The sequence below is a fragment of the Nostoc sp. FACHB-280 genome, from assembly GCF_014697615.1.
In the GTDB taxonomy this organism is placed as follows: domain Bacteria; phylum Cyanobacteriota; class Cyanobacteriia; order Cyanobacteriales; family Nostocaceae; genus Nostoc_B.
Window position 1 is genome coordinate 1 of the sequence record NZ_JACJSD010000067.1, and the last position, 23,883, is coordinate 23,883.

The 23,883-nt window shown below is 40.3% G+C and carries 21 protein-coding genes and 1 pseudogene; 12 read left to right on the forward strand and 10 right to left on the reverse strand.

Going from position 1 to position 23,883, the window contains the following annotated elements; genetic code table 11:
• Nucleotides 1-126: 126 nt before the first annotated feature.
• Nucleotides 127-366: pseudogene (locus H6G75_RS29915) on the forward strand (Uma2 family endonuclease); the annotation flags it as partial.
• 21 nt (nt 367-387) lie between these two features.
• On the opposite strand, the gene pyk reads toward H6G75_RS29915, so the two are convergent.
• Nucleotides 388-2,154, reverse strand: coding sequence for a pyruvate kinase (pyk, locus tag H6G75_RS29920; protein WP_190983536.1), 1,767 nt, complete (start codon nt 2,152-2,154; stop codon nt 388-390).
• 435 nt (nt 2,155-2,589) lie between these two features.
• On the opposite strand from pyk, the gene crtR reads away from it, so the two are divergent.
• A complete protein-coding gene (gene crtR / locus H6G75_RS29925) occupies nt 2,590-3,492 on the forward strand; it encodes a beta-carotene hydroxylase (RefSeq protein ID WP_190983537.1) in 903 nt (300 codons plus the stop codon).
• Between the two features lie 16 nt (nt 3,493-3,508).
• Nucleotides 3,509-3,649, forward strand: coding sequence for a hypothetical protein (locus H6G75_RS29930; RefSeq protein WP_190983538.1), 141 nt, complete (start codon nt 3,509-3,511; stop codon nt 3,647-3,649).
• A gap of 107 nt (nt 3,650-3,756) precedes the next feature.
• On the opposite strand, the gene H6G75_RS29935 is transcribed toward H6G75_RS29930, so the two are convergent.
• Nucleotides 3,757-4,878: a serine/threonine-protein kinase gene (locus tag H6G75_RS29935; RefSeq protein WP_190983539.1), complete on the reverse strand. Its 1,122-nt coding sequence runs from the start codon at nt 4,876-4,878 to the stop codon at nt 3,757-3,759.
• 116 nt (nt 4,879-4,994) lie between these two features.
• Here H6G75_RS29935 and H6G75_RS29940 point away from each other — a divergent pair, with 116 nt between their 5' ends.
• Nucleotides 4,995-6,089: a PstS family phosphate ABC transporter substrate-binding protein gene (locus tag H6G75_RS29940; RefSeq protein ID WP_190983540.1), complete on the forward strand. Its 1,095-nt coding sequence runs from the start codon at nt 4,995-4,997 to the stop codon at nt 6,087-6,089.
• A gap of 605 nt (nt 6,090-6,694) precedes the next feature.
• Nucleotides 6,695-8,611 (forward strand): sensor histidine kinase, encoded by a 1,917-nt coding sequence (locus H6G75_RS29945; protein WP_190983541.1) that lies wholly within the window; start codon nt 6,695-6,697, stop codon nt 8,609-8,611.
• 57 nt (nt 8,612-8,668) lie between these two features.
• On the opposite strand, the gene H6G75_RS29950 is transcribed toward H6G75_RS29945, so the two are convergent.
• The 4 genes from H6G75_RS29950 to H6G75_RS29965 form a co-directional block, all read right to left on the reverse strand.
• Nucleotides 8,669-9,109, reverse strand: coding sequence for a DUF4058 family protein (locus tag H6G75_RS29950; protein WP_190983542.1), 441 nt, complete (start codon nt 9,107-9,109; stop codon nt 8,669-8,671).
• 54 nt (nt 9,110-9,163) lie between these two features.
• Nucleotides 9,164-9,580, reverse strand: a complete 417-nt coding sequence (aroH, locus tag H6G75_RS29955) for a chorismate mutase (protein ID WP_190983543.1) — start codon at nt 9,578-9,580, stop codon at nt 9,164-9,166.
• 98 nt (nt 9,581-9,678) lie between these two features.
• A complete protein-coding gene (gene sppA, locus H6G75_RS29960) occupies nt 9,679-10,500 on the reverse strand; it encodes a signal peptide peptidase SppA (protein WP_190983544.1) in 822 nt (273 codons plus the stop codon).
• Nucleotides 10,501-10,906: 406 nt separating this feature from the next.
• The gene (locus H6G75_RS29965) at nt 10,907-11,203 is read right to left on the reverse strand and encodes a hypothetical protein (RefSeq protein ID WP_190983545.1); all 297 of its coding nucleotides are present in this window, start codon (nt 11,201-11,203) and stop codon (nt 10,907-10,909) included.
• A 427-nt stretch (nt 11,204-11,630) separates the two neighbouring features.
• On the opposite strand from H6G75_RS29965, the gene H6G75_RS29970 reads away from it, so the two are divergent.
• From H6G75_RS29970 to H6G75_RS29985, 4 genes are all read left to right on the forward strand, one after another.
• Nucleotides 11,631-12,428: an MlaE family lipid ABC transporter permease subunit gene (locus tag H6G75_RS29970; protein ID WP_190983546.1), complete on the forward strand. Its 798-nt coding sequence runs from the start codon at nt 11,631-11,633 to the stop codon at nt 12,426-12,428.
• Nucleotides 12,429-12,624: 196 nt separating this feature from the next.
• Nucleotides 12,625-13,041, forward strand: coding sequence for a DUF3119 family protein (locus H6G75_RS29975; protein WP_190983547.1), 417 nt, complete (start codon nt 12,625-12,627; stop codon nt 13,039-13,041).
• 103 nt (nt 13,042-13,144) lie between these two features.
• Nucleotides 13,145-14,380 (forward strand): DUF3086 domain-containing protein, encoded by a 1,236-nt coding sequence (locus H6G75_RS29980; protein ID WP_190983548.1) that lies wholly within the window; start codon nt 13,145-13,147, stop codon nt 14,378-14,380.
• Nucleotides 14,381-14,583: 203 nt separating this feature from the next.
• On the forward strand, nt 14,584-15,342 hold the full coding sequence (locus tag H6G75_RS29985) for a hypothetical protein (protein WP_190983549.1): 759 nt from the start codon (nt 14,584-14,586) through the stop codon (nt 15,340-15,342).
• 68 nt (nt 15,343-15,410) lie between these two features.
• Here H6G75_RS29985 and H6G75_RS29990 read toward each other — a convergent pair whose 3' ends face one another.
• Together H6G75_RS29990 and H6G75_RS29995 are read right to left on the reverse strand one after the other, a co-directional pair.
• Nucleotides 15,411-16,298, reverse strand: coding sequence for a hypothetical protein (locus H6G75_RS29990; RefSeq protein ID WP_190983550.1), 888 nt, complete (start codon nt 16,296-16,298; stop codon nt 15,411-15,413).
• A gap of 53 nt (nt 16,299-16,351) precedes the next feature.
• Nucleotides 16,352-16,861 carry a hypothetical protein gene (locus H6G75_RS29995; RefSeq protein WP_190983551.1) on the reverse strand — a complete coding sequence of 170 codons (510 nt, stop codon included), beginning with the start codon at nt 16,859-16,861 and terminating at the stop codon, nt 16,352-16,354.
• Nucleotides 16,862-17,045: 184 nt separating this feature from the next.
• Here H6G75_RS29995 and H6G75_RS30000 point away from each other — a divergent pair, with 184 nt between their 5' ends.
• Nucleotides 17,046-18,026, forward strand: a complete 981-nt coding sequence (locus tag H6G75_RS30000; protein WP_190983552.1) for a phosphatase PAP2 family protein — start codon at nt 17,046-17,048, stop codon at nt 18,024-18,026.
• 178 nt (nt 18,027-18,204) lie between these two features.
• Here the strand turns inward: H6G75_RS30000 and H6G75_RS30005 are convergent, their stop codons facing one another.
• Together H6G75_RS30005 and H6G75_RS30010 are read right to left on the reverse strand one after the other, a co-directional pair.
• Entirely contained in the window at nt 18,205-18,993 is a 789-nt protein-coding gene (locus H6G75_RS30005) for an ADP-ribosylglycohydrolase family protein (RefSeq protein ID WP_190983553.1), read from the reverse strand.
• A gap of 21 nt (nt 18,994-19,014) precedes the next feature.
• Nucleotides 19,015-21,240, reverse strand: coding sequence for an FdhF/YdeP family oxidoreductase (locus H6G75_RS30010; protein ID WP_190983554.1), 2,226 nt, complete (start codon nt 21,238-21,240; stop codon nt 19,015-19,017).
• Nucleotides 21,241-21,925: 685 nt separating this feature from the next.
• Here H6G75_RS30010 and H6G75_RS30015 point away from each other — a divergent pair.
• Together H6G75_RS30015 and H6G75_RS30020 are read left to right on the forward strand one after the other, a co-directional pair.
• Entirely contained in the window at nt 21,926-23,008 is a 1,083-nt protein-coding gene (locus tag H6G75_RS30015) for a class I fructose-bisphosphate aldolase (protein WP_190983555.1), read from the forward strand.
• A 148-nt stretch (nt 23,009-23,156) separates the two neighbouring features.
• Nucleotides 23,157-23,483 (forward strand): hypothetical protein, encoded by a 327-nt coding sequence (locus tag H6G75_RS30020; protein ID WP_190983556.1) that lies wholly within the window; start codon nt 23,157-23,159, stop codon nt 23,481-23,483.
• Nucleotides 23,484-23,883: the final 400 nt, after the last annotated feature.

Below are 23,883 nucleotides of genomic sequence, written 5' to 3' on the forward strand. Positions count from 1 at the left end.
GCAACAGGTTTTTGATTCTCTCCCACTGGTCATCTCGTAGTGCGTATCGGCGTGTCATCCTTTTTCTGTTATTTATGTTTTCTTCAACAGTTTTGATTCCAGTTTATCTAATTGATGACACACCCTAGTAGTAGAGATAGAGGGGATAAATTTACTTATTATCGCTCCATTCCCGAATTTCAAGAATATATTTTGATTGACCAATATCAATTCCACGTTGAGCAGTTTAGCAAAACGCCTGATGGCAATTGGCTATTTAGAGAATCTGACGATGAAGATGGCGTTTTAACTTTAGTTGCTGCTAACTGCCAAATTCCCCATCGCCAGATTTACGAACGAGTTAACTTTGAATCTCAACCAGAGTAGTTATTGTGCCTTTTTGCCTTTTTACGGTGTTCCCACTGCGCCGGAGTAAACTAAACCACGCTGCACATCCAAAGTTAAAATCGCTCCATCACGGATAACTTGAGTGGCTTTCTTCACACCAACAATTACAGGTACACCCAGGCGTAAGCCAATCACGGCGGCGTGACAAGTTAAGCTTTCTTCTTCAGTGATAATACCAGATGCTTTGCGGATGGCTTCGACAAAATCAGCACCAGTGCGGGGTGCGACTAAGATATCGCCAGGGTTAAAGTTGCTGACATCCATTCCTGTTTGAGCAACTCTGGCGCGACCACTCACAGAACCTTGTCCCAGTCCAATTCCTTGACCTAATACAGCTGTCACTACTTCAACTTTAATTAAGTCTGTGGAACCAGACACGCCTTGTAATGTCCCAGCGGTCATTACTACTAAATCGCCTTCAAACAGTAATTTATGTTCTTGAGCGACGTTGATAGCTGCTTGGAAGGTTTGACCAGTGGAAGGTAGTCCCAATACAAGTAGTGGTTTCACACCCCAAACCAGTTGTAATTGTCGCGCTACGTTGACATGGGGTGTCACCGCCAAAATGGGGGTATGGGGACGGAATTTAGACACGTTACGTGCAGTCGCCCCAGTTTGGGTTAAGGTCATGATTGCGGAGGCTCCCAAGTTTTCAGCAATTTGACCAACGGCTTGGCTGATGGCGTTGGGAATGGAACGTCTACTATCTCGCTGTAGGCGAATATCTGAGTTGCGTTGTTCTTGTTCGATACGTTCAGCAATCCGCGCCATTGTAGCGACTGCTTCCACTGGGTAACTACCAACGGCTGTTTCGTTGGAAAGCATGACTGCATCAGTACCATCTAAAATGGCGTTGGCTACGTCTGATACTTCGGCACGGGTGGGGCGGGGATTGCTCACCATACTATCTAACATTTGAGTAGCGGTGATAATGGGAATCCCTAAGCGGTTGGCTGTGGAAATTAACCGTTTTTGTAATACAGGGACATCTTCGGCTGGTAGTTCAACCCCTAAGTCTCCTCTAGCAACCATTACGCCATCACACAAAGCTAGAACGGCTTCCATTTGTTCAATAGCTTCGTGCTTTTCAATTTTGGCAATGACTGGTACTTGTTTACCGGTGCTAGAAATCAATTCTTTGATTTCGATGACATCTTGGGGGTTGCGAACAAAGGAAAGTGCTACCCAGTCTACGCCTTGGTCGAGACCAAACATCAAGTCCTCGCGGTCTTTGTCGGTCATGGCTTTAATGGACAGGTAAACCCCAGGAAAGTTTACACCTTTGTTGTTAGATAATTTGCCACCGACTGTTACACGGCAATGCAAATCGCCTTTTTCCCGATTAGTTTCTTCCACCACCATCTCGACTCGTCCATCATCGAGAAGAATTTTCGCACCGGCTGGGACTTCTTCTGCCAAATATTCGTAAGTTACACAGCTAATTTCTTGTGTACCTACAACTTGGCGATTAGTTAAGGTGAAGCGATCGCCTTTTGCTAAAACTATAGACCCATCTTCAAACCGCCCTAAGCGAATTTTTGGCCCTTGCAAGTCCTGCAAAATTGCCACTGGCTGATTAAGTTCAAAAGCAGTTTGCCTAATTAAGCGAATGTTTCGCTGGTGGTCGGCATGTGTACCATGAGAAAAGTTAAGGCGCAGCGTGGTTGCTCCTGCTTCGATAATCGCTTTGAGCATTTCTGGGCTGCTGGTAGCGGGGCCAATTGTAGCGACAATTTTTGTCCGACGTAGAGAATCTCTTAATTGCATAGGGGCTGATTTTAGGGAGCTTAGTAAGCAGTCATAGTAAGTTAAGGGAGATGCTGTATTCAGTTACTGCCACACCAATAAATTTAAGCAGTTAGCGCGTGGCAGATAAAGAGTAAATTTGGGAAAAGATTTTGAATGCTAATTGCTGAGTTTTCCCTTTGATTATTCCCAGGAACTAAGGAACAGAATAGTTATCGTACACTAAACTTGATGCCCTCTCTCCCCAGGAATATATTTTCTCTCTACTCTTGAATAACTGAGGGACACACCCTAATCATCAGCAAATACTTGGGTTTCGTTTGGAATCATAGCGTTATTCATCTGCTGTGAAGCAGATGTTTAGATAAAAAATTGCTATACAAAACTTCATTAAACTTTATTTTTTACTAATATTGATCGTATATTCGTAATGTTTGAGCAGGTAAGGAGTAAAGAATGCTGGCTTTGGAGGCAGAACAGAAAGTATTGAAAATCCCACCCAAGGAATTTTTAGAGCCTCCTGGTAATTTCAGCCCGACAATGTTAATTTTTTTGTCTGCTGTGACGATGCTGGTGTTATCAAATTTTGGCTACTGGTTGTGGGAATGGCCACATTGGTTATGCTTTTGTATTAATACCCTAGCTTTGCATGGCTCTGGGAGTGTAATTCACGATGCTTGTCACCAGTCTGCACATCGTAACCGGATCATCAACGCGATGTTGGGTCATGGTAGTGCTTTAATATTGGCTTTTGCGTTTCCTGTGTTTACGCGCGTACATTTGCAACATCATGGTAATGTCAATCATCCCCAAGATGACCCAGATCATTATGTCTCTACAGGGGGGCCTTTGTGGTTGATTGCAGTGCGGTTTTTATACCATGAGGTGTTTTTCTTTCAAAGAAAACTGTGGCGAAAATATGAATTATTAGAGTGGTTTATCAGCCGCTTGATTGTTGTGAGTATTGTCTATATTTCCGTTCAGTATGGATTTTTAGGTTACATTCTCAATTTTTGGTTTATTCCCGCCTTTATAGTTGGTATAGCATTGGGATTATTTTTTGATTATCTGCCACATCGGCCATTTGTGGAGCGCGATCGCTGGAAAAATGCGCGTGTCTATCCCAATCCCATTCTCAATCTCTTGATTATGGGACAAAATTATCACCTCGTGCATCATCTTTGGCCTTCAATTCCCTGGTACAATTATCAACCAGCATATTATGTGATGAAGCCGCTTTTAGATGCAAAAGGCTGTTATCAAACTTCAGGATTATTACAAAAGAAAGATTTTTTTGAATTTGTTTACGACATTTTTTTAGGAATTCGGTTTCATCATCACAAGCCAACTGATAACTAACAATTCGGAGGCTGAAATGAAAATTTGGGTATGGAGTGCTGTTGGCATTTTAGCTGTCAATTTAACCGTGCTGGCAATTGTGGCGTTTTTAATTCACAGAGACAGCACCCAACCAAACTATAATCAATCGCAAATAATGCAAAGTGCTAAGTGTTGAAGTAAATATTAAGTGGGGTATGTTACTGCTGTGTAAGGATTTGGGAGTGTGGACAAATCATATCTAGCCGTAACGCACCGGATGATATTGGTGCGTTGCGCGTTGCTTTAACGATTGATATTCCCTGGTGTGGGTAAGGAATTTTGAATATTAGGTTCAGGGGAAATTATTTGCAAAGACCAATAACTCACAACCATCAAAATTAAACCAGAAACTACACCAATTACTAAGCCAACTACTAAAGGTGAATTTTTGGGAATAACAGAAGTTTCAGGAATGCTAGTTGGTTTTTCTAAAAGTGGTGCTGATATGGTATTGCTCAATATTGAATGAGATTGATATACGGATAAAGTACTTTGAGACGAAAAAGTTGATAGCAGCGTCGCATCTTGATTATTGATATGTGGTAATAGTGCTTCTAATACTTCCTTTGCGGATTTATATCGGTCTTGAAAGTGATAACACACCATTTTATTAATTACCGCCGCAAATTCAACATTTACCTTAGCTAAATGTTGCCAAATAATTTCACCTGTTTTGCGGTTTTCTGGTAATTGTGTGGGATGTACGCCTGTGAGTGCTTGAATTGCAATCATCCCTAAAGCATAGATATCACTATTAGGTCTTGGCCTGCCACGTTGTTGTTCACTCGGCATATATCCTGGTGTACCGATCGCAATTGTAGAATATTCAATTGGAACTAAATTTTTTTGGTTTTTCACCAATTGCGTCAAAATTGGTTTCACTGCCCCAAAATCAATCAAAACTAAACGATTATCTGAGGTTCGGCGCATAATATTGCTGGGTTTGACATCTCGATGTATTAACCCATGACTATGAACAAAATCGAGAATTTCTAAAACCTCGCGCAAAAGTTGAATAACTTGGCTTTGCGTCCAACAGCAACCAGGCTGAAGTTCTGTACTTAATGTATGTCCTGCAATAAATTGTTGTACTAAATAAAATTCGTGGTCATCTTCAAAATAAGTCAACAAATGAGGTACTAAATCATAGTCGCCGAGTTTTTGTAGTGCTTGTGTTTCTCGATTAAATAGCCGTCGGCGGATTTCTACAGGGATAGAAATTTCGCTACCGGGTAAAAAATGTTTGATAACGCAGAGGGGACGGTGCGGAAGATGCGTGTCTTCAGCCACGTAAGTTTTACAAAACATTCCTTGACTTAAAACTTGCACAACCTGGTAACGTTTACTTAGTAACTTTATTAACATGTTACGATTTACCCGACGGTTGTTTTCCGTAATTCTGCTTAAAAAGATTTACTTATAATTTACTTATATTCTTAATATATATTCTTGATTAAAGACAGTTAATAAAATTCAATCTAATGAGCAACAGTAATAGAAGAGCTGTTTCACTCAGCACAGATGCTATCCAGATGATCAGAGGGCTAATCATTGGTGAAGTCATTACAATTGTACTCATTGGTGGGCTGTGGTTGTGGTTAAGACCACGCTTATTTGTTAGTAATCGTCCAGATTCTATCTCTAGTCAGAATCCTGCCACTGTCAGTAGTCTTACGGGTTCAACATTTGCTAATGTGAACGATATGCCAATTGGTGCTTTCAATTATGGTGGAAGTACAGCTTGGGCATCAATTAGACAATTAGTAGATTCACAGATTCAATATACCCGTCCTGAATTTCAATTGCTCTACGTCAATCCTACAGATAGTAGTCCTGGTTCGGGTGCAGGAATTAGGATGTTATTAGCTGGAGAATTAGACTTTACTCAATCATCTCGTCCCCTAACAGATGCAGAACAAGCGCAGGCGAAAAAACAAGGTGTCACTATTGAACAACGTCAAGTCGGGATGGATGGAGTTGCTGTAGTAGTTAACCCAGAATTGCAAGTACCTGGTTTAACAGTTGCACAGTTACAAAAAATTTATTTGGGAGAGATTACTAACTGGAAACAAGTAGGCGGAACAGATTTGCCAATTGTACCGTTGTCGCAATCGCCTGAAAATGCCGACACGCTTTTATTTACTGATAAACCAGCAAATCAGCAAAATTTCGGTTCACAGGTAGAGTATGTTTACTCAACAACAGAAGCATTACGCCGCCTCAAAACAACTCCTGGTAGTATTTATTATGCTTCTGCTAGAGGGGTAATCAATCAATGTGGTGTCAAGCTACTACCTTTGGGGGTAAGTTCCGACAAGTTTGTGTCTCTCTACCGTGAACCAGTTGTACAGCCAAATCAATGTCCTCGACAACGCAATCAATTAAATCTATCTGTCATCAAAAACGGTAGTTATCCATTAACTTCGCCATTATTTGTGATGATTCAGCAAAACCAAGGTCAAGCACAACAAGTTGGAGAAGCATACGCCAAACTATTGCTGACTGAACAAGGACAAAGAGCGATCGCTCAAGCTGGTTTTTTGCCTGTTAATAGTAGGGAAGTAGCTGCTAATTAACCTATAGGCATCCTGCTTAATTTCCGAATCTAGTTGGGTAGACAGGGAATAGGGAGTCAGGAGTGGGGAATAATATCGTGTCTGGTAAAAGACTTATCATTAAGGCCGCAGAGGGAGCAGAGGATTTGAACGTTTCTGCATAGATTTCTGGAGTCATAATTAATTAACCAGACATGATATAAGACTACTAGTTTTGAAAGCGACTTAGTATGAAAACATAATTCATAAAATCTGGGACTTTTTGCATACAAGAAAATTTTTGTAAACATAATTATGTATATAACTCATGAAATCTTAATAGAAAAATTTGTGATTTTCATATTAACTTGTATGCAAATATGTTTACATCTAAATCATTAATTAACTGAGCTATCACTATCAGAATCTGACGGTGATATAACCAGCCTAATATCATTTTGGATTTTGGAAGGCTCCATTATTAGGCTTTTCAGGGTTATCTTGATCGCACTGATTTTCTAAAGAGGTGTAACTTATTTGTTGATTATAGTTAATTTATGGGAATACTAAAGGTAATTATTTTCAGGTGACGAACATATTCGCACAGACTGACAATTCAAATTACCAACTATCCTGACTCTCTGAATATGGCTGTTCTCAATTCAAGCTCATCAAACGAAAAAACTAATTACATTACACAAGCTAAATCAATAATCCTCCAATGGCCACAACGTTTGCAGGTAGGGCAGAAAATTGCTTGCGGGTATGGAATAGCTTTGAGTGTGGCTGTTGGTGGAACCTTGGCTGGTTCACTGTTGGGAGATTATCACAACCAGATAGCCCTGGAAGCGCAAAAAGATGCCTTACAAGAGATTCAGTTGATTAATCACCTGAAAATAGTGGAATTAACAACTAGGAATAAACGCCAGCAGTTAATTACTTATTTGGATAATCCCCAACTTTTACAACAGGAGGTTCTAGAACTGAGACAATCCATAACTGAGTTTAGGAAAACATGGTCACAATTGCAAGTTTTGGAAGGCAATACATACACCAAACACGGAGATTCAGAGGAAGAAATTGCCATAGTGCAGGACTTTATGCAGACTTATCGGGGAGTACCAGAAGCTTATCTGCAAAAAGTTGAGGAACTGTTAGCTTCATTCAAGCAAGAAAATTGGCAGCCAAAAAATACTCAGAAAGTAGAACAACAATTAATTAACTTCGGTCGTAGTCAAGCTGTATATCAGATTAACAATTTTGCTGAGGCTCTAACCCAGATGGTGGAACGGGCTGCGGGTGAGTATGGTGATGCGGAGGAGGTTCTCGCATCGGCTCAAAAATTGCGATCGCAAATTATTATGACTAGCTTAGTATTATCTGTACTGCTGGCTGCCTTTTTAGCATTTTATACCAGTCGGGCGATCGCGCAGCCAATTCAAACCCTCACCCAGACAGTAAAGCATTCTCTCCAAACATCGGATTTTGATGTGCAAGTAGCCGTGACGGCTGGAGATGAAGTGGGTGTCTTGGCTACTTCATTTAATCAGCTAATTCAATCTATTAAACAACTTTTAGCAGAACAACAAAAAGCCAATCAATATTTAGAAAATCAAGTTGTTCAACGTACTCAAGAGTTACAAGCTAATAATCAACATCTCCAAAAAACCTTAGAAGAATTGCACCGCACTCAATCTCAAATGGTGCAGAGTGAAAAAATGTCGGCTTTAGGGCAAATGGTGGCAGGTGTAGCTCACGAAATCAACAATCCGGTGAGCTTTATTTATGGCAATCTTAATTATATTAAAGAATACACTCAAGATTTAGTAAAATTAATTCGTTCTTATCAAGAATGTTATCCAAATCCACCGCAAGCATTGAAAACAGAAGTTGATGAACTAGAATTAGAATTTTTACATGAAGACTTACAAAAAATTGTTCATTCAATGGAAATGGGTGCTGTTCGTATCCGAGAAATTGTCAAATCTCTACGAAATTTCTCACGCTTGGATGAAGCAGAATTCAAAGAGGTAAGCATACACGAAGGTATTGATAGCACCTTAATGATTTTGCAATATCGTCTCAAAGACCAACCCAGTCATCCACAAATTCAGGTTTTTAAAGAATGTGGTTTGTTACCTTTAGTTGAATGTTATGCCGGACAAATCAACCAAGTATTTTTGAATATACTGACTAATGCAATCGATGCTTTAGAGGAAATCCATCAAAAAAGCCCAGACCAACCTCTAACTATTTTGATTCAAACTCAAAGAAAATCTGAAACGGATATCTTAATTACTATTACAGATAATGGTATAGGTATTCCAGAATCTGTTCAATCTAAATTATTTGATCCGTTTTTTACAACTAAAGTTGTTGGTAAAGGTACAGGATTAGGCTTGTCAATTAGTTATCAAATCATTACTGAAAAACATCAAGGAAAGCTTTGGTGTGAATCTATTTTAGGAAAAGGAACTAAATTTTTTATTCAAATTCCCATTCAGCAAAATTTTTCCTCAGAAGGCAAAATTAAGGAGGCAGGAGAACGGAGGTCATCACGGTAAATAAAGTTAGGGAATTTAACCATACGGCTGCGCTCAGGGTTAATGGGGAAGTATCAACTAAACTGCTCCTGACTGAACAAAAACAAAATTTTTCTCATAGGCTGTTCGCCCGTCACCTTTACGCTTATTTTTTGGTGAGAGAACCTCAATCACTGTAATTACCTGATGAGTACTTACCTCTCGTACTTCTAAATAGCGTTCTTTAACTTCGATTGGTATGGGGAGTCTGATTTGTTTTGGACGAGTTTGTGTGGCGGTTGTTGGAGGCTGTGCTACAGGATTTTTGGAAGTTGTTAACACAATTGCATCGGGAATTCCCACTAATAATTCTGGGTTGTCATCATCCAGATAGGTGCGAGTTTCTACAGCTACATAATATTTGGGTTGCAAATAGGGTGTCAGCGCATCCGAAATTGCCACAATCAAGCGGTTGTGAAACTCATGCCACAAACTAGGCAGTTCGAGATAAGGATTCATACCAGGAAAGGGGGATGGCATTGATGAAACTCCCATAGTGCAAGGATGTGAGTGTCCCAGGTAGGGAAGTAAAAGTTAGGAGTTCAGGATTTCAATTGCTGGCTGTGATGCGTGTAGAGTCTGGGGTAAACTCCAGTCGGGACGTAAATTAGAAGCGTGACGTAAATAAATGTGATGAATTGGCGCAGAGACTGGCAAATAAGCATGAATTAAGAAGCGGACGCAACGTTGTAAACTGCCTTCCACGTACATTTGCTGTACATCTAACATTGCTACATTATCCCAACCAGAACGTGTACGGGCGATCGCTGCGGGGAAAATCGCATCTAAATCCCGTGTGACGGAAAAAGTCACGCTAATCATGTCCTGTGGTTGAATTTTATTGCGTTGTTCTAATTCATCAAGCAGTTCTGTAACTGCTTCTCGCATGGCTTCAATTGTATTTTCTGAAACAGTTGTTGCTCCACGAATTGCTCGCATTTGCCATTCCACGCCAAATATCCTCCTAATTTAAAAGTCAAAAGTCAAAGGTCAAAAGTCAAAAGTCATTAACAAAGGGCAAATGACTAATGACCAATAACCAATGACATTTATGGTCTATATAACCACAATGGCAGACCACTGGTAGACATTTCAAATTCTAGCCAGTCAGCACCAGCACTCAATCTTGATGAAACCTGACGACTCCCCGGTAGAATCCGACTTAACAAAGGTTTTGGTTCTTCGAGGGTAAAACATGGGGTTTTTTCGGGGTCAAGACCAACTAGTTCTGCTGTCCACCGACGCGCATCCTCTTCTGTTCCTAAGCGGTCTACAACACCCAATTCTAAAGCTTGCTGTCCGGTAAAAATCCGGCCATCGGCAAAACTTCTCACAGTTTCTACAGCTAAAGAACGGCCTTCGGCTACAGTTTGGACAAACTGCTGGTAACTGGTGTCAATCAATTCTTGCAGAATGTGTTGTTCTGGTTCTGTTAATTCCCGATCAAACGACAAAATGTCTTTGTAAGGCCCTGACTTAATGACTTTGAACGAAACACCGATTTTGTCGAGCAAGCGTTCTAAGTTATTACCACGCAGAATTACACCAATGCTACCGGTGATGGTTCCGGGGTTAGCCATGATATGTTCTGCTCCCATACCAATGTAAACGCCACCGGAGGCAGAAATATTACCAAAACTAGCAACAATTTTGATTTTTTCGCGTAGTCGCTTCAGGGCGCTGTAAATTTCTTGGGAATCGCCTACTGTTCCCCCAGGGCTATCGATGCGTAAAAGCAAAGCCGGAAATTTCTTTTCTTCTACGGTCTTGAGGGCTTCTAATACACGTTTGCGAGTAGCACTTGCGATCGCACCTGTAATTTCAATCCGCGCAATTTGTTTACGAAACTTGGATTTAAACGGCCAAACCATGAGCAGTCAAAAAACCTCGTATATAATCCCACTATAAAATGCCCAGAGCTTAAAATAAATGGGCATTCCGCTATTCAAGCATTTTATAGCAGATACAAATAGAGTGCTGTACTGAGTGCTGAGGAGCCAGCCGCGTGGGCGGGTCTCCCGACTTGAGCGGACTGGCGTTGCTGAGTAAATATCTCTTCTTTAACTCAGCACTTCTTTGTGAGCTATTGTGCGATCGCAGTTGCTAAGTTTTACCTAACTCAGACTGTGATGATTAATAATAAAGTAATTAATTTTACAAATTAAATTTATAATTCCTACTCTAAATAGGATTTGATTTAAAATCTGCGATGTTTAATTTAATTGATTTTTCAACTTTTTACTAGCTGATTCAAAACTGACGATTTACGCAATTTTTTTAAGAATCTATGCGGAGAATTTGACAACGATAATACGCATAAGAATCAAATAATGCGCCAACAAAACTCCAGGTTAAACCGATGATCACCAACCCACGCAGGGGTGTACCATTACCAAAAATTGCCAGAAAATTTAATATCCCTGTGGCACTAGCTTCTGTGATTGTTTGCAACCCTGGCAAATAACCAATCACAGCTAACAGCAACAAAATACCACCGATTAAAAATATTGGTGCAACAAAGCTAAAAATCACCGTCACTAATAAGGAACGCAGAAAGTTAAGCAAAAAAGTCATGAAAGACAACCTCCAGGAAGACAACGCACAACGGCCTAATAACTATCTTTCATCTTCTACAATACGTGCGATCGCCCCTTGGAGGCCAATATGTCAAAAATCTTAAGTTTTCATTAAAAAAACAGACAGTAACAACACAAGCTGCTCCAAAGAAAAATCAACTTGAGCAGCGATAAAATCTTTGCTAATTAAGGGTTTGAGCTTATCTCTACTAAATACCACACATTGTAAATATCTGGAGGTAAAGCTTTATTTTATGAGAGCAACTTTAAAGTAAGTTAACGATAACGGAGGGCGTGGGGAAAGGGTGGGGAGTGTAGGGGTGTGGGAAGGGTGGGGAGTGTAGGGAGTATTAAGAAATGAATATTGACTATTGGCTATAAACTTTCGCTATTCTTAAGGCAATTACCGAGTTAGCTACAGAACATTGAGCCAGATTACATCTAATTCCAATTTAGCAGCGTGGGGTCAGCGATTGCTGGCTGCGATTTTTCTGGGTGGACAAGTAATAGTTCACCTGCTACGCGGCAAGATTCATTGGCGTAACACTTTAGAGCAAATGGCAGCCGTAGGGCCAGACTCTTTATTTATTGCTTTGTTAACTGCAATTTTTGTGGGTGCTGTGTTTACCATTCAGGTAGCGCGAGAGTTTATTAACTTTGGTGCGGGTAATCTTGTGGGTGGTGTATTGGCGGTGGCTTTAACTAGAGAACTTTCACCTGTACTTACAGCAGTGATTTTAGCAGGGCGAGTAGGTTCAGCCTTTGCCGCAGAAATCGGCACAATGCGGGTAACAGAACAAATTGATGCACTTTTGGTGTTAAAAACAGACCCCATTGATTATTTAGTGATTCCGCGAATGATTGCTTGCTGTTTAATGTTGCCAGTTTTAACACTTTTGTCGTTAGTCACCGGGATGTTTGGCGGCTTGATTATTGCCACTCATATATACGGACTGGCTGATACAGTATTTCTAGACTCTGCTCGCAACCTCATAGACACTTGGGATATTGGTAGTGCTTTGGTAAAAGCTGTATTCTTCGGCTTATTAATTGCGGTTGTTGGGTGCAGTTGGGGTTTAACAACCACAGGCGGCGCTAAAGGCGTAGGACAATCAACAACAACTGCTGTGGTGACTGCTTTGCTACTGATATTTATTAGCAACTTCTTTTTATCGTGGTTGATGTTTCAAGGTGCGGGTAGTGCGTTTGTTAAAGGGTTTTAAATTAGAGGTGACAGGTGACAGGTGACGGGTGACAGGTTAGAGGTTACAGGTTAGGGGTTGGAGGTTATAGGTGACAGGTGACAGGTTACAGGTTAGGGGTTATAGGTTATAGGTGACAGGTTAGAGGCAAAATTAAGTACTGTAAAAATTATTTTTTCATCTCTAGTCCTTAGCCCCTAATCCTAAAATAAAAAAGATGTCTACTACCGAAGCAGGATTTGAAACAGTGACCAGTTCATTTGCGCCTAATTCTACAGCCACAGTGGAACTCAAACCTAGTTACAATATCCCTGTTGTATTGGTGCTGGCAGCGATTCCCATTGTAATTGTGCAACCTTTGGTGGGAGGAGCGATCGCAGTTTTTGGTTTGTTTCTTTTGTTTCAAACTGTAACGTTACGCTTGCAATTTACTGCCACCGACTTAGATATTTACAGAGGTGAGAAGTTAATTCGGCGTTTTCCCTACCGAGAATGGCAAAACTGGCGGATATTCTGGAATGGGTTTCCGGTTCTGTTTTATTTTAAAGAAATTAACAGTATTCACTTTTTACCAATTTTGTTCGACCCCAACACCTTAAAAACCTGTTTGGAAGAACGCTGTCCCCGTATTTAAGTCTGAGTCAATAGTCAATGGTTAAGAGTTTTAAATCATATACAAATGACTATTGACAAATAACCAAAAAATTTATTCGCGTCTAGGAATTAGATTATTGTTTATGAACCCTGAGTCATCTCAAACTCCAGAACCAATAGATGAGTGGTTAGAACAAATACAACCAGAAAACCCGACAACAGACAACCCAGACAATTCATCTGTAGAGTCAGTTCTGGAAACAGAAGCACCAGCTTCAGCAGTTGACACAGAACCCAGCAACACAAGTATAGAATTGGCTACTTTGACAGATGAACCAGACCCAGAATTTCCCATAGTAACGGAAACAACTGCATTAGGGTTAAAAACAGAATCAGTATACGCAGATGCAGAGCAAAGGTTAGCTCAGTTGCAAGAAACTGAAGCTGCACTCAAAGCCGAAATTGCGAGTTTGCAAGTAACTTACAATACGCTGCAAACACAGTTAAGTGAAACGCAAACTGCACTGGGGCGCATTGTGCAGGAATCATTAGCACAATTAGAACAACGCAAACAAGCCCTACAAATTTCTGTAGAACAGTTAGAACGCCGTCAAGAACGCATCCGCAACGAAATGCGAACGACGTTTGCGGGTACATCGCAAGATTTGGCCATCCGTGTGCAAGGTTTTAAAGATTATCTGACTGGTAGCTTACAAGACTTAGCCGCCGCCGCCGAGCAGTTACAACTAGTACCAGAAGTTAAAGAACGGGAAAAGCCAACTGTTAAAGAAGCTAAACCAGCCGAACCAGAAGCAATTACACCCCAATTTGCCCAACAGCAGTTTCAAGATACAGCCAAGCAAGTCCGCCGCTTGATTGACCAATATCGCAACAAACCAGATTATTATGGCCCGGCTTGGCAATTACGCCGCACCTTTGAACCAGTTCATGCAGAACGAGTCTCGAATTGGTTTTTTGGCCAAGGAGGACGGGGTGCTTTGCGGACAATGGGTAGCAGGTTGCAGAATACTTTGATTGCTTCGGCAATTATTTCGGTATTACATAAATTGTATGGCGATCGCGTCCGGACTTTGGTTTTAGCTAACACACCAGAACGGTTGGGTGAATGGCGGCGGGGTTTGCAAGACTGTTTGGGTATCGGTCGCCCAGATTTTGGCCCTGACCGGGGCGTTGTATTATTTGAAGCGCCAGACGCTTTAGCCCAAAAAGCCGACCGTTTGGTAAAAGCCAATCAATTACCTTTAATTATCATTGACGATTCCGAAGAACAAATCAGTTTAGGCATACTGCAATTCCCTTTGTGGTTAGCCTTTGCGCCTGACCCTAAAACTATGAGAAATTATGATGATGATTTTTAATAAGAAAAGTCCAAAGTAAACATTCAAAAGTAAAAGAGTTTTTTACTTTTAACTTTTAACTTTTGACTTATTTGTAAGGGTGTAATGTTCAAAACCCTTACTCCCTTACACCCATTCTCCACAGATAATCTTGGTGTGTAAGTCTTAGAAACGTTATAGTCTGTAGCCTGATTCGGTAATTTCTGCCCCTGGATTTTCCCAAAATGTTGCGTGTTTATCATCTGTTTATCGCTGTAATCTTACTTTTGTTAATGCCAGTGGGGGCAAAATTTGTGCTTCCCTACTTTGCTGGAACTAAGGTAGAAACCAAAAATCAAGCCACACCGACAGCATCTAAAACAGCTACTCAAATTGCTGCGGGAGAAACTTCTCAGCCCACATCAGGAAATTTGTGGCAAAAAGTTTTAGGCAAAAATATCGTCGTACCTAGTGGCTGGCAAGTAATTCCTTGTCAGGGTAATGCTTCTTTGTTGTGTGTATCTGCTCAAGGTGAAGTTTTAGGTACAGTTGAGATTAGTGTTTCTCAAGTCCGTAAAAATCCCAACTTGCAAAAGCATCTTGCTGATGCAGGCGTTCCCCTAGACTCTAAATTAGATTATAAAAATTCGGCTAACCACAGCAAAGCTATCACAGCCTTGAAAGCTTGGGCAGGAGATTATTATACTTCTTTGAGTAAAGACCGTCAGAAAAGCAACGGTAATAAAATTATTTTTGCAACTCATCCATTAGAAGAAATATCAATTAGTCAACTACCAGGAATCCGCTATGGCTTTACAGGAATTAAAGCTGAAGGTGGGTTACAAGAGCAATATATTAGTTATGCGGCTTTTGATGGAAATTCACTTTATATCATTAGTACAGCTTTTGACCCTGGCGCGGTGACAGGTAAGTTTGAAAAGTTGGAAAATTTAGTAATTTTTCAGCCTTATTTGAGTGCGATCGCAGAAAATTTAAATCTATAGTTGGTCAATAGTCATTAGTCATTGGTCATTTGTTAATAACCATAACTAATGACTGATATTGACGTTAACTAAATTTCAGCAACGGCGCGTTCAATTAAACGACGTGCTAAAGTTTGTGTGCCTGTATGCTCATAATAATTGGTAGATACATCTAAGAAAGCTGCCAAATAATCTAACTTGTCGTCGCTGAATTCAACAAAACTTTTCAAGTGACTGGTAACATTTTGCTGAGTTAAATTATTTTGAGCAACAAATCCATTCATCCAACCTTTAACAGAATCAAGACTTTGACCGATAAAGTCGAGTTTACCGCCAGGACTGTTACCTGGAATTGCATCTTGAATGGTGTTAAAAGTTGTATTTTGTGATAGTTCCTGGGGACTAATTTGGCTGATAAAATTTAGTGCTTTCTGAATGAAATCTGGGCCTAAAGGTATGACACCATCAATACAAACTAATGCTGCCAGACGGATGAGTGACTCACCACTATACTCTCCTAAAGAACCAACAAAATCGCCAATGCTGTCTCCAGGAATGCCATTAATTTGGCAGAAAGCCACCAATTCAGCTACTACTTTTAAGGCTAAATCGATGGTTTGTGCTTTATCTGGTTTGGGAGTCACAGAGTTGAGAAAACCCAAAAGCGGAATTGTTTCACCGACTTTGTTGGCTAAAGCTGCTGCACCGAGGGCTTTATCAGTACCATCAACTGTTTGATAAAGCCACATTGCGCGTTGATAGCCTTGGGAACGGTCATTATACAGATAAATCGCCCGTTCGCCGATTTGTTGAATTAAACTTTCATCTTCTTCACCAGTCACATGTTTGATGGTGTTCACAAAACCAACAGTATTTTGCCACTCACCAGGAGCTACAAAATCTAAAGCCTTCAACACAGATACAGTTAAACCACCAGTAGGTAGTTGATCAACTAATTCAAAAATAGGTTTGTTCACAAAAATCTCCTCGCCTGGTTGCAATTGCTATATCTAAAGATTTTGAGTAGCGATTATTTAAGTTTGGCTAAACCACTCAGGTTGAATTTACTAATCAAATCAGCGCGATCGCTGGCTGTAAATGTTGTACCCTTGGATAGAACTTTGACTTGATATTTACCTACTAAAACTGCCGTTGCGGTTTTTCCTTGTTCTACAGCCGGATATCCTGCAATCTTTTTGGTACTTTTAGAGAATTTAGCTGCTGCTTCTGGGGTGCTGCTGGTATCCGAGATTGACATCATCGCTACTTCTTTACCAGCTTTTTTCAGCTTGGCTTCTGCAAAACCTTTTTTCTCTTGGGTGAACACGCTATCGTAACCACCACCCGATTTGGGGAAGAACTTGTTAAATTCACTTCCCTGGGTAGCAGTCTTAGCAACTGCTTGACCACTTTTTTGTTTAGTACTTTCTTGTTGCGCTTGGTCAAACCGTCCTGGGGTTTTGGGACTACAAGCTGTTGTCAGTAATAATACTGAGATTAACAACGCTGCGACAATTTTCCGACTACGATAGAAACTCATGTTTCCTCCTGATGATACTTTGACGCAATTATCAACTACTTGTCAAAATTTGCCCACAAAATTTATTTTTCGATAACTATTGTGGTAGGAAGTGAAGAGTGGGAAACGCTTGATAGGATGTGAGCAAGGGATTTTCTGGTCTCTTGACTTTGCTAACTAGTACAAAAATTTGTGAAGCAGAAACATGAACACTGATTTTGGCAGCCTTCTTGGGGAAAATTCTTTAATTCGGGCAGTACATACTTCTATCCAAGGTAGAGCTAGATATAAAGTCAAGGGACTGCATAATTCTCTAACTCTCAAAAAATATCTAGAATTGCGATTATCCCAGCAAGAAGGAATTTTGCAAGCCAATGCAAATCATTTAACAGGAAATGTTTTGGTACTGTTTCAGCCAGATTTTAGTCTAAATGCGATCGCCTGGATGCTAGAAAATATTGTTCTAGACTACACAAGAACTAATAAACAATTACCCCCCAGCACCGCACCAGAATTTATTCCCAGTAAAAGCATTACTTTATTTGTGCAGTCAAATGCTGCTATAACTCAATCGCGGAATCAAATCATCCCCGTAGCCGCAGCTTTTTCGGCTTTATCCTTGGGGACAGCTATCTTAAACACCAATAATTTAGACACCCAGATTTTATTAGCAATTCAGAAACTCCACACGCCTTTACTAGACAAAATTATGGTGGGTATCACTTCCCTCGCTGAACCACCATTGCTATTGTTGACTTGTGTAACATGGGAGGCAATTCTGCTGCATCGCCGCCGTTACCTCCAAGCTACTACCTTTGGGATGGCAGCAGTTGGTGGAATCAGCTTAAATTTTCTGTTGAAAGAATTGTTTGTCAGGGCGCGTCCGGCACTGTGGGATTACATTATTAATGTGAATCATTACAGTTTTCCTAGTGGCCATGCAATGGTGTCAATAGTGGTATATGGTTGCATCGGCTATTCTTTATCCCAAGAATTTCCCCAATGGCGATCGCAGATTTTCACTTTGACGGTAATCTTAATTTTGGCTATTGGTTTTAGCCGGTTGTATTTGGGCGTACATTGGCCTAGTGATGTAATTGCTGGTTACGCCGCAGGTTTAATTTGGTTGACAGTTTGTATAGTGTATGAGTATTTGTTAACTCAAAAAGCTACGACAAATTACTGAGTCAGAACTTCAGCCTTTTTGCAATAGTACAATACGGCGTAAATAAACAGACCACACTTCGGCTACTTCGGCTGCGCTCAGTACAAGTACGCTCAGTGACCATAAGAAATTGCTAAAAGGCTTGTGGTATCGTTATTATTTCTTTTTACTTTTGCCTTTTTCCTTTTGCCTTGTTGCACTAGTTACAGTACTGCAACATAAACCTTTGAGTAATTGTAAATAAATGATCATTTAAATGAGATAGTGCTTGGTCAGCGATCGCTGGGGGTAAGCCATGATAATATGCTTGAGCAATACCACCTGTAATACAAGCAATGGTGTCACTGTCCCCGCCTAAAGAAATTGCATTCCGAATTGCATCTTCGTAATCGGTTGATTCTAAAAAGGCGATAATTGCTTGGGGGACGGAACCTTGACAAGAAACATCAAACTTGTAATTTGGTCGAATTTCGTCCAGGGTAATTGCTAAATCGTAACCAAAGGTAGTTTGCAAATAAGCTTTAATTGCTGGTTTATCAGCACCTGTACGCGCTAGAAATATAGCTGCGGCTGTGGCTTGAGCGCCTTTAATACCTTCAGGATGATTATGAGTCACAGCCGCACAACTTTTAGCGGCTTCCAGGACAGTATCTAAGTCATGCAAAGCAAAACCGATGGGACTAACGCGCATTGCCGAACCGTTACCCCAACTATTGTATGGCTGACTATCGTTAGAATTTGCCCAACTTCTAAAAGTACTGCCATAACCAGCGTAGGGATAGCGGCGGAAATAAGACTTAAATTGCTCAATGTATTGACTGCTGTCGAGAAAGTCTGCACCATCGAGAATCATTTCCGCTACTGCGACAGTTAGCACAGTATCATCGGTGAAACGACATTGCCTATCGAATAAGGGAAAATCCTTGGTTTTAATATTGTTAACTTCATATACCGAACCGATGATATCACCTGCGATCGCTCCTAACATATTAATCTTCTGGAAGATAATTTAGGTAATTTTTTCCAGCCTTACGACAGCATTGTAATCTGGGACTCCTTCGAGCGATCGCTTACTTTTATCAAGCAATACATTCCCTTCTGGCCAATGAACTTGTAAATTTCCTTTCTGAATTGGTGCTAGATAAATTCTGCCAGTTAACTCACCCAATTCATTTTTTAAAATGACCTGATCTCCATCTTTTAAATTCAACTTAGCAGCATCAACCACATTCATTAACACCGCCTCACGCAAAGCCCCAGTAATGGCATCTTTGCGTTCTTGCACCATACTATTAAACTGCTTACCCCGCCGTGTCGCCACCAAAAAGCAGCCTTCTGGTATTTCCTTTTGTGCAGGCGATAAAACTGTAAAGTGTGCCTTCCCGTCAGGTGTGGCAAAATTCCAGCCAAAGCACAAATGCGAACCACCATATTGAAACTGGTCGCCCGCCTGCCGTAAATGTTGAATCCCAGCGTATAATGGCACAATTTGGGCAATTTCTTCCCGAATTGCCGCCGTATTCTCAAAATCAATCTTCTCTGCCAAATCTGGACGCACTCTTTTTGCCAATTCCACAAATACTTCCCACTCTGGTAGCGCCTCACCAATACGGGGGCCAGGAATTTCTGGGCTGAAAATGATTCGCCGTTCTGTAGAAGTTTCCGTCACACCCCCCGGTACTTCATAGCGCGTTGTGGCAGGTAATAAAATTACAGTATCTGCTGGTTCCACTAACATTTGGCTAGACAGCACAATATCAGCATGTACCCGCAAAGGTATACGTTGCAAAGCACCTTCCACATAATCTGGTTCTGGTAGAACTTCTAAAAAATTCCCACCCACAGAAAACAACACATCTAATTGCTTGTCGTAAGCAGCATCAATCATTTCCGGTGCAATTAACCCTCTGGTGCTTGGTACTTCAAAGCCCCATTTTTGACTTAAATCAGCAGCATTTTCTGGGTTAATCAGTTTACCACCAGGAAATACAGTGGCGTAACATCCCATCTCTGCGCCGCCTTGCACCCCAGAGTGACCGCGAATAGGCATTAACCCACAGCCTTCTCGCCCGACGAAACCTTTAGTCAGCGCCAAATTGATAATACTGCGGACATTATCTTCACCGCATTCATGCTGCGTAATGCCCATACTCCAAACAAACACAGCTTTATTGGCTGCTGCAACTATCTGGGCAAAAGCTTGCATATCATAGCGAGATGCGCCGGAAAGACGTTCTAATTCTTCCCAAGATTGTTGTTCTAGAGATGCTTTGAGTTCTGCAAAACCTGTGGTGTAACTGTCGATAAATGACTTGTCTACCCATCCATAAGCAATCAAATGCTTGATGGTTCCATTCAAAAATGCCATATCACCGCCAGTGTTTACCAAAAAGAAATCTTCGGCAAATTTAGTCCCAAATAAAGCACTTTCGACAATTGAAGGAACCCAATACCGTTCCATTCCTGGTTCTCGATAGGTATTAATCACCACTATTTTTGTACCGGCTTTTTTGGCGTAGTGAAGATACTTCACAGTAACTGGTTGATTATTGGCGACATTAGAACCAATAAACACTAATAAATCCGTACCTATCCAGTCTTTATAAGAACAAGTAGTAGCACCCGCACCCAGCGATGTTTTTAAGGCTGCGGTACTCGGAGAATGACAGATGCGAGCTGCATTATCAATATTATTACTACCCATTGCACGGACAGCTTTTTGGGTAACGTAATAAGTTTCATTGACAGTACCGCGACTAGTAATATAAAAACTCAGCCTGTCAGGTGTGGTGGCGCGGATACGATGGGCAATGAAATCTAAAGCTTCATCCCAACTAATACGACGAAAACCTTTTTCTCCACGTTGGCGCATCATTGGGTAAGGAAGTCGCCCCAAGTCTCGTAATTGAGAAGTTTTTTGTGCTTGTAATTGCGATACATCTTCGAGTATCTGCGGATCTAACGCTGACATCGTATTCATTCGCAACAACCGCAACCGCACATTGCAGAGATGAATCCCATCTAGTGTCCAATCTTTCATTCCCGTCGTGCCTAAAGCACAGCCATCACACACGCCTTGATTGAGAATATTCCACGCATAAGGTAATTTATGCCGTGACAACCAAATAGCTCGAAATACCTCCCAATAGTTATTCGGGTACTGTTCGCCAATGCCAAATGGCTTCCAACTTGCCCAGTGCTGTGGTGTCCAATATTTCTTGGGTTTAGGTAACATAACTAAATATATAATTACTCTCCATAACAATAATTTGCCAGATTTAGAGAGTATTTATAAAGTCAAAAGAAAACTAACTTAATAGACTGAGATAAATCAAATGTTGCATTATCATTCTCTTGTGGGATGGGCATCTTGCCCGTCCGATGCGGACAAGATGCCCATCCCACAATAACTGTATTTTTTCACTAAATTATCTGTGTTAGTCCACCATAAAAACTTAATATTGATTTTGCTTAGAACTTTTACTATTAAATATAACTTTTGATAGATGCTGATTAATTATTTACCTTTATGAAACCCCTGAATGATTGACAAACATATCTCTCCCTTGCCTTTCTTCTCTTCCTGGTCTCCCTTGTCTATTTTCTTCGCCTAGCAAATAAAACTGCTATGAATATAAATGTTTGTATCTTCTGGTATATGACTAATTTGTAAAACTAAATATAAACTTAAATTTATCGGCTAGAATCCTACTTAAGTTAATATTAATCACGGGTAAACACAGATAAATTATCGGTGTTTATCTGATTACTTCATAAAAATTTTTATTCTAAAAAATATAAAAAATTTATCTGAGATTCTAAAAATAAGTTTTTGCTGAAATAGCCAGTTATCTGAGAGATAAAATGTCAGAATGCTAGGGTAAAGGCCAACTTATTTTCTCAAGTTTGAGGAAAGTGCTATGACTACTACATTGATCGAGGCTAATTCTATCGAGTCAGTGTTGGGTAAAGAAGCAGAAGACCTGCTGAATTATAAAGCCAAAGTTTCTCAAGATTTACTACATTTACCAGGCCCAGACTTTGTAGATCGAGTCTGGCTAAATAGCGATCGCAATCCTCAAGTGTTGCGAAATCTCCAACAACTTTATTCTACAGGACGTTTGGCAAATACTGGCTATCTTTCAATTTTACCTGTTGACCAAGGTATTGAACACTCGGCTGGGGCATCTTTCGCACCAAATCCTATCTACTTTGACCCAGAAAATATCGTCAAATTAGCAATAGCAGGTGGTTGTAATGCTGTTGCCACAACTTTGGGAGTATTAGGCATTGTCTCACGCAAATATGCCCACAAAATTCCCTTTATTGTCAAAATCAACCATAACGAACTCTTAACCTTTCCCAACCAATTTGATCAAGTCTTATTTGCTAGTGTTGAACAAGCTTGGAATTTAGGCGCAGTCGCCATCGGCGCAACAATTTACTTTGGTTCCGAACAATCAACCAGACAAATTCAAGAAATTAGTCGTGCATTTGAACGCGCCCATGAATTAGGAATGGTGACTATTCTTTGGTGTTATTTGCGGAATAATGCTTTTAAACAAGATAAAGATTATCATCTGGCGGCTGACTTAACTGGACAAGCAAATCATTTGGGTGTAACCATTGAAGCCGATATTATCAAACAGAAATTGCCTGAATGTAATAATGGCTATGGTGCAGTTGCTAAAGCCACAGGTGAAAGTTATGGCAAAACAAATGAGCGAGTTTACACAGACTTAACAACTGATCACCCTATAGATTTAGCTCGTTATCAAGTGTTAAATTGCTATGCTGGCAGGGCAGGATTAATTAATTCTGGTGGCGCGTCTGGTAAAAATGATTTTGCAGAAGCAGTACGCACTGCTGTCATTAATAAACGGGCTGGTGGTACTGGCTTAATTTCGGGACGGAAGGCTTTTCAGCGTCCATTTGAAGAAGGTGTGAAACTCTTTCACGCCATTCAAGATGTTTATTTATCACCAGATGTAACTATTGCCTAAAATTAAGCAATAGGATTTTTAATTCAGGAAGGTGATAAGTATTCACCTTCCTTTTTATATACAGATAATTAGTCTAGAGGAAGACGTTAATCACAATTAGTATTTTTAGCATTTAGACATTTGTTTCCGACAGAGGAGAATTTTTGCCATGCTAAACATACAAACTGTTCTTAGTCAGTTAATGAGCAAAATAGCCGTATTTATCCTTGCCGCCTTTGTGATTTTGATTAGCTTACCTAGTAATTCTGTGTTGGCTGATGGCTATTATGCTGTCAAAACTCATAGAGTAGAAACAACATCACCTTATTACACCGCTAAAGACCGTAAAATAGGTAAAACTGAACCTATTAAACCTTACTACGCTACTAAAGAACGTCAACAGTCACAAGCTACCAGAAATTATGAAGATTCCCTCAGAACTGGTAAGCGGGAAAATGAAGTGCGGCTGAGAGATTTAGAAACAAAAAATCGTTAAATCAACTCAAAAATAGAGATGTGAATTTACACATCTCTATTGAAAAAATTAATTATTTTTAAACAAACTATTTAAGTGTATCAAAAATAGCTTTATTTCTTAATTGATCATACCTATAGATGGATATTGCCAATATCCTTAGACAATATCATAAATGTGTTTCTAGACAATTTGGTTTTTCAGAAATCAAATATGAGTCATATACTATTTCTTGATCAAGATGTAATTTACTGGTTGTTAGAGAGAGGTTATATACAAAATTTCTACAGGGTTTATTGAGTGCAGTTTCTTATAGAATTGGTATTATCTATTCCTTCCTATAACGGCTAGAAATGCAAAGTATGTTGAGAGCCAATGCTGCTCGCTGCATCTACCCAGTTTGGCTCTGAAATTTTCTGAG

Excerpts from the sequence above, each read along its gene's own strand:
- sppA (WP_190983544.1), bottom strand. The coding sequence starts at position 10,500 with ATGGTTTGGCCGTTTAAATCCAAGTTTCGTAAACAAATTGCGCGGATT.
- H6G75_RS29950 (WP_190983542.1), bottom strand. The coding sequence starts at position 9,109 with ATGCCATCCCCCTTTCCTGGTATGAATCCTTATCTCGAACTGCCTAGT.
- H6G75_RS29985 (WP_190983549.1), top strand. The coding sequence starts at position 14,584 with ATGTTGCGTGTTTATCATCTGTTTATCGCTGTAATCTTACTTTTGTTA.
- H6G75_RS29945 (WP_190983541.1), top strand. The coding sequence starts at position 6,695 with ATGGCTGTTCTCAATTCAAGCTCATCAAACGAAAAAACTAATTACATT.
- H6G75_RS29995 (WP_190983551.1), bottom strand. The coding sequence starts at position 16,861 with ATGAGTTTCTATCGTAGTCGGAAAATTGTCGCAGCGTTGTTAATCTCA.
- H6G75_RS30015 (WP_190983555.1), top strand. The coding sequence starts at position 21,926 with ATGACTACTACATTGATCGAGGCTAATTCTATCGAGTCAGTGTTGGGT.
- crtR (WP_190983537.1), top strand. The coding sequence starts at position 2,590 with ATGCTGGCTTTGGAGGCAGAACAGAAAGTATTGAAAATCCCACCCAAG.
- H6G75_RS30000 (WP_190983552.1), top strand. The coding sequence starts at position 17,046 with ATGAACACTGATTTTGGCAGCCTTCTTGGGGAAAATTCTTTAATTCGG.
- H6G75_RS30005 (WP_190983553.1), bottom strand. The coding sequence starts at position 18,993 with ATGTTAGGAGCGATCGCAGGTGATATCATCGGTTCGGTATATGAAGTT.
- pyk (WP_190983536.1), bottom strand. The coding sequence starts at position 2,154 with ATGCAATTAAGAGATTCTCTACGTCGGACAAAAATTGTCGCTACAATT.
- H6G75_RS29935 (WP_190983539.1), bottom strand. The coding sequence starts at position 4,878 with ATGTTAATAAAGTTACTAAGTAAACGTTACCAGGTTGTGCAAGTTTTA.
- H6G75_RS29965 (WP_190983545.1), bottom strand. The coding sequence starts at position 11,203 with ATGACTTTTTTGCTTAACTTTCTGCGTTCCTTATTAGTGACGGTGATT.
- H6G75_RS30020 (WP_190983556.1), top strand. The coding sequence starts at position 23,157 with ATGCTAAACATACAAACTGTTCTTAGTCAGTTAATGAGCAAAATAGCC.
- H6G75_RS29980 (WP_190983548.1), top strand. The coding sequence starts at position 13,145 with ATGAACCCTGAGTCATCTCAAACTCCAGAACCAATAGATGAGTGGTTA.
- H6G75_RS29940 (WP_190983540.1), top strand. The coding sequence starts at position 4,995 with ATGAGCAACAGTAATAGAAGAGCTGTTTCACTCAGCACAGATGCTATC.
- H6G75_RS29930 (WP_190983538.1), top strand. The coding sequence starts at position 3,509 with ATGAAAATTTGGGTATGGAGTGCTGTTGGCATTTTAGCTGTCAATTTA.
- H6G75_RS29975 (WP_190983547.1), top strand. The coding sequence starts at position 12,625 with ATGTCTACTACCGAAGCAGGATTTGAAACAGTGACCAGTTCATTTGCG.
- H6G75_RS30010 (WP_190983554.1), bottom strand. The coding sequence starts at position 21,240 with ATGTTACCTAAACCCAAGAAATATTGGACACCACAGCACTGGGCAAGT.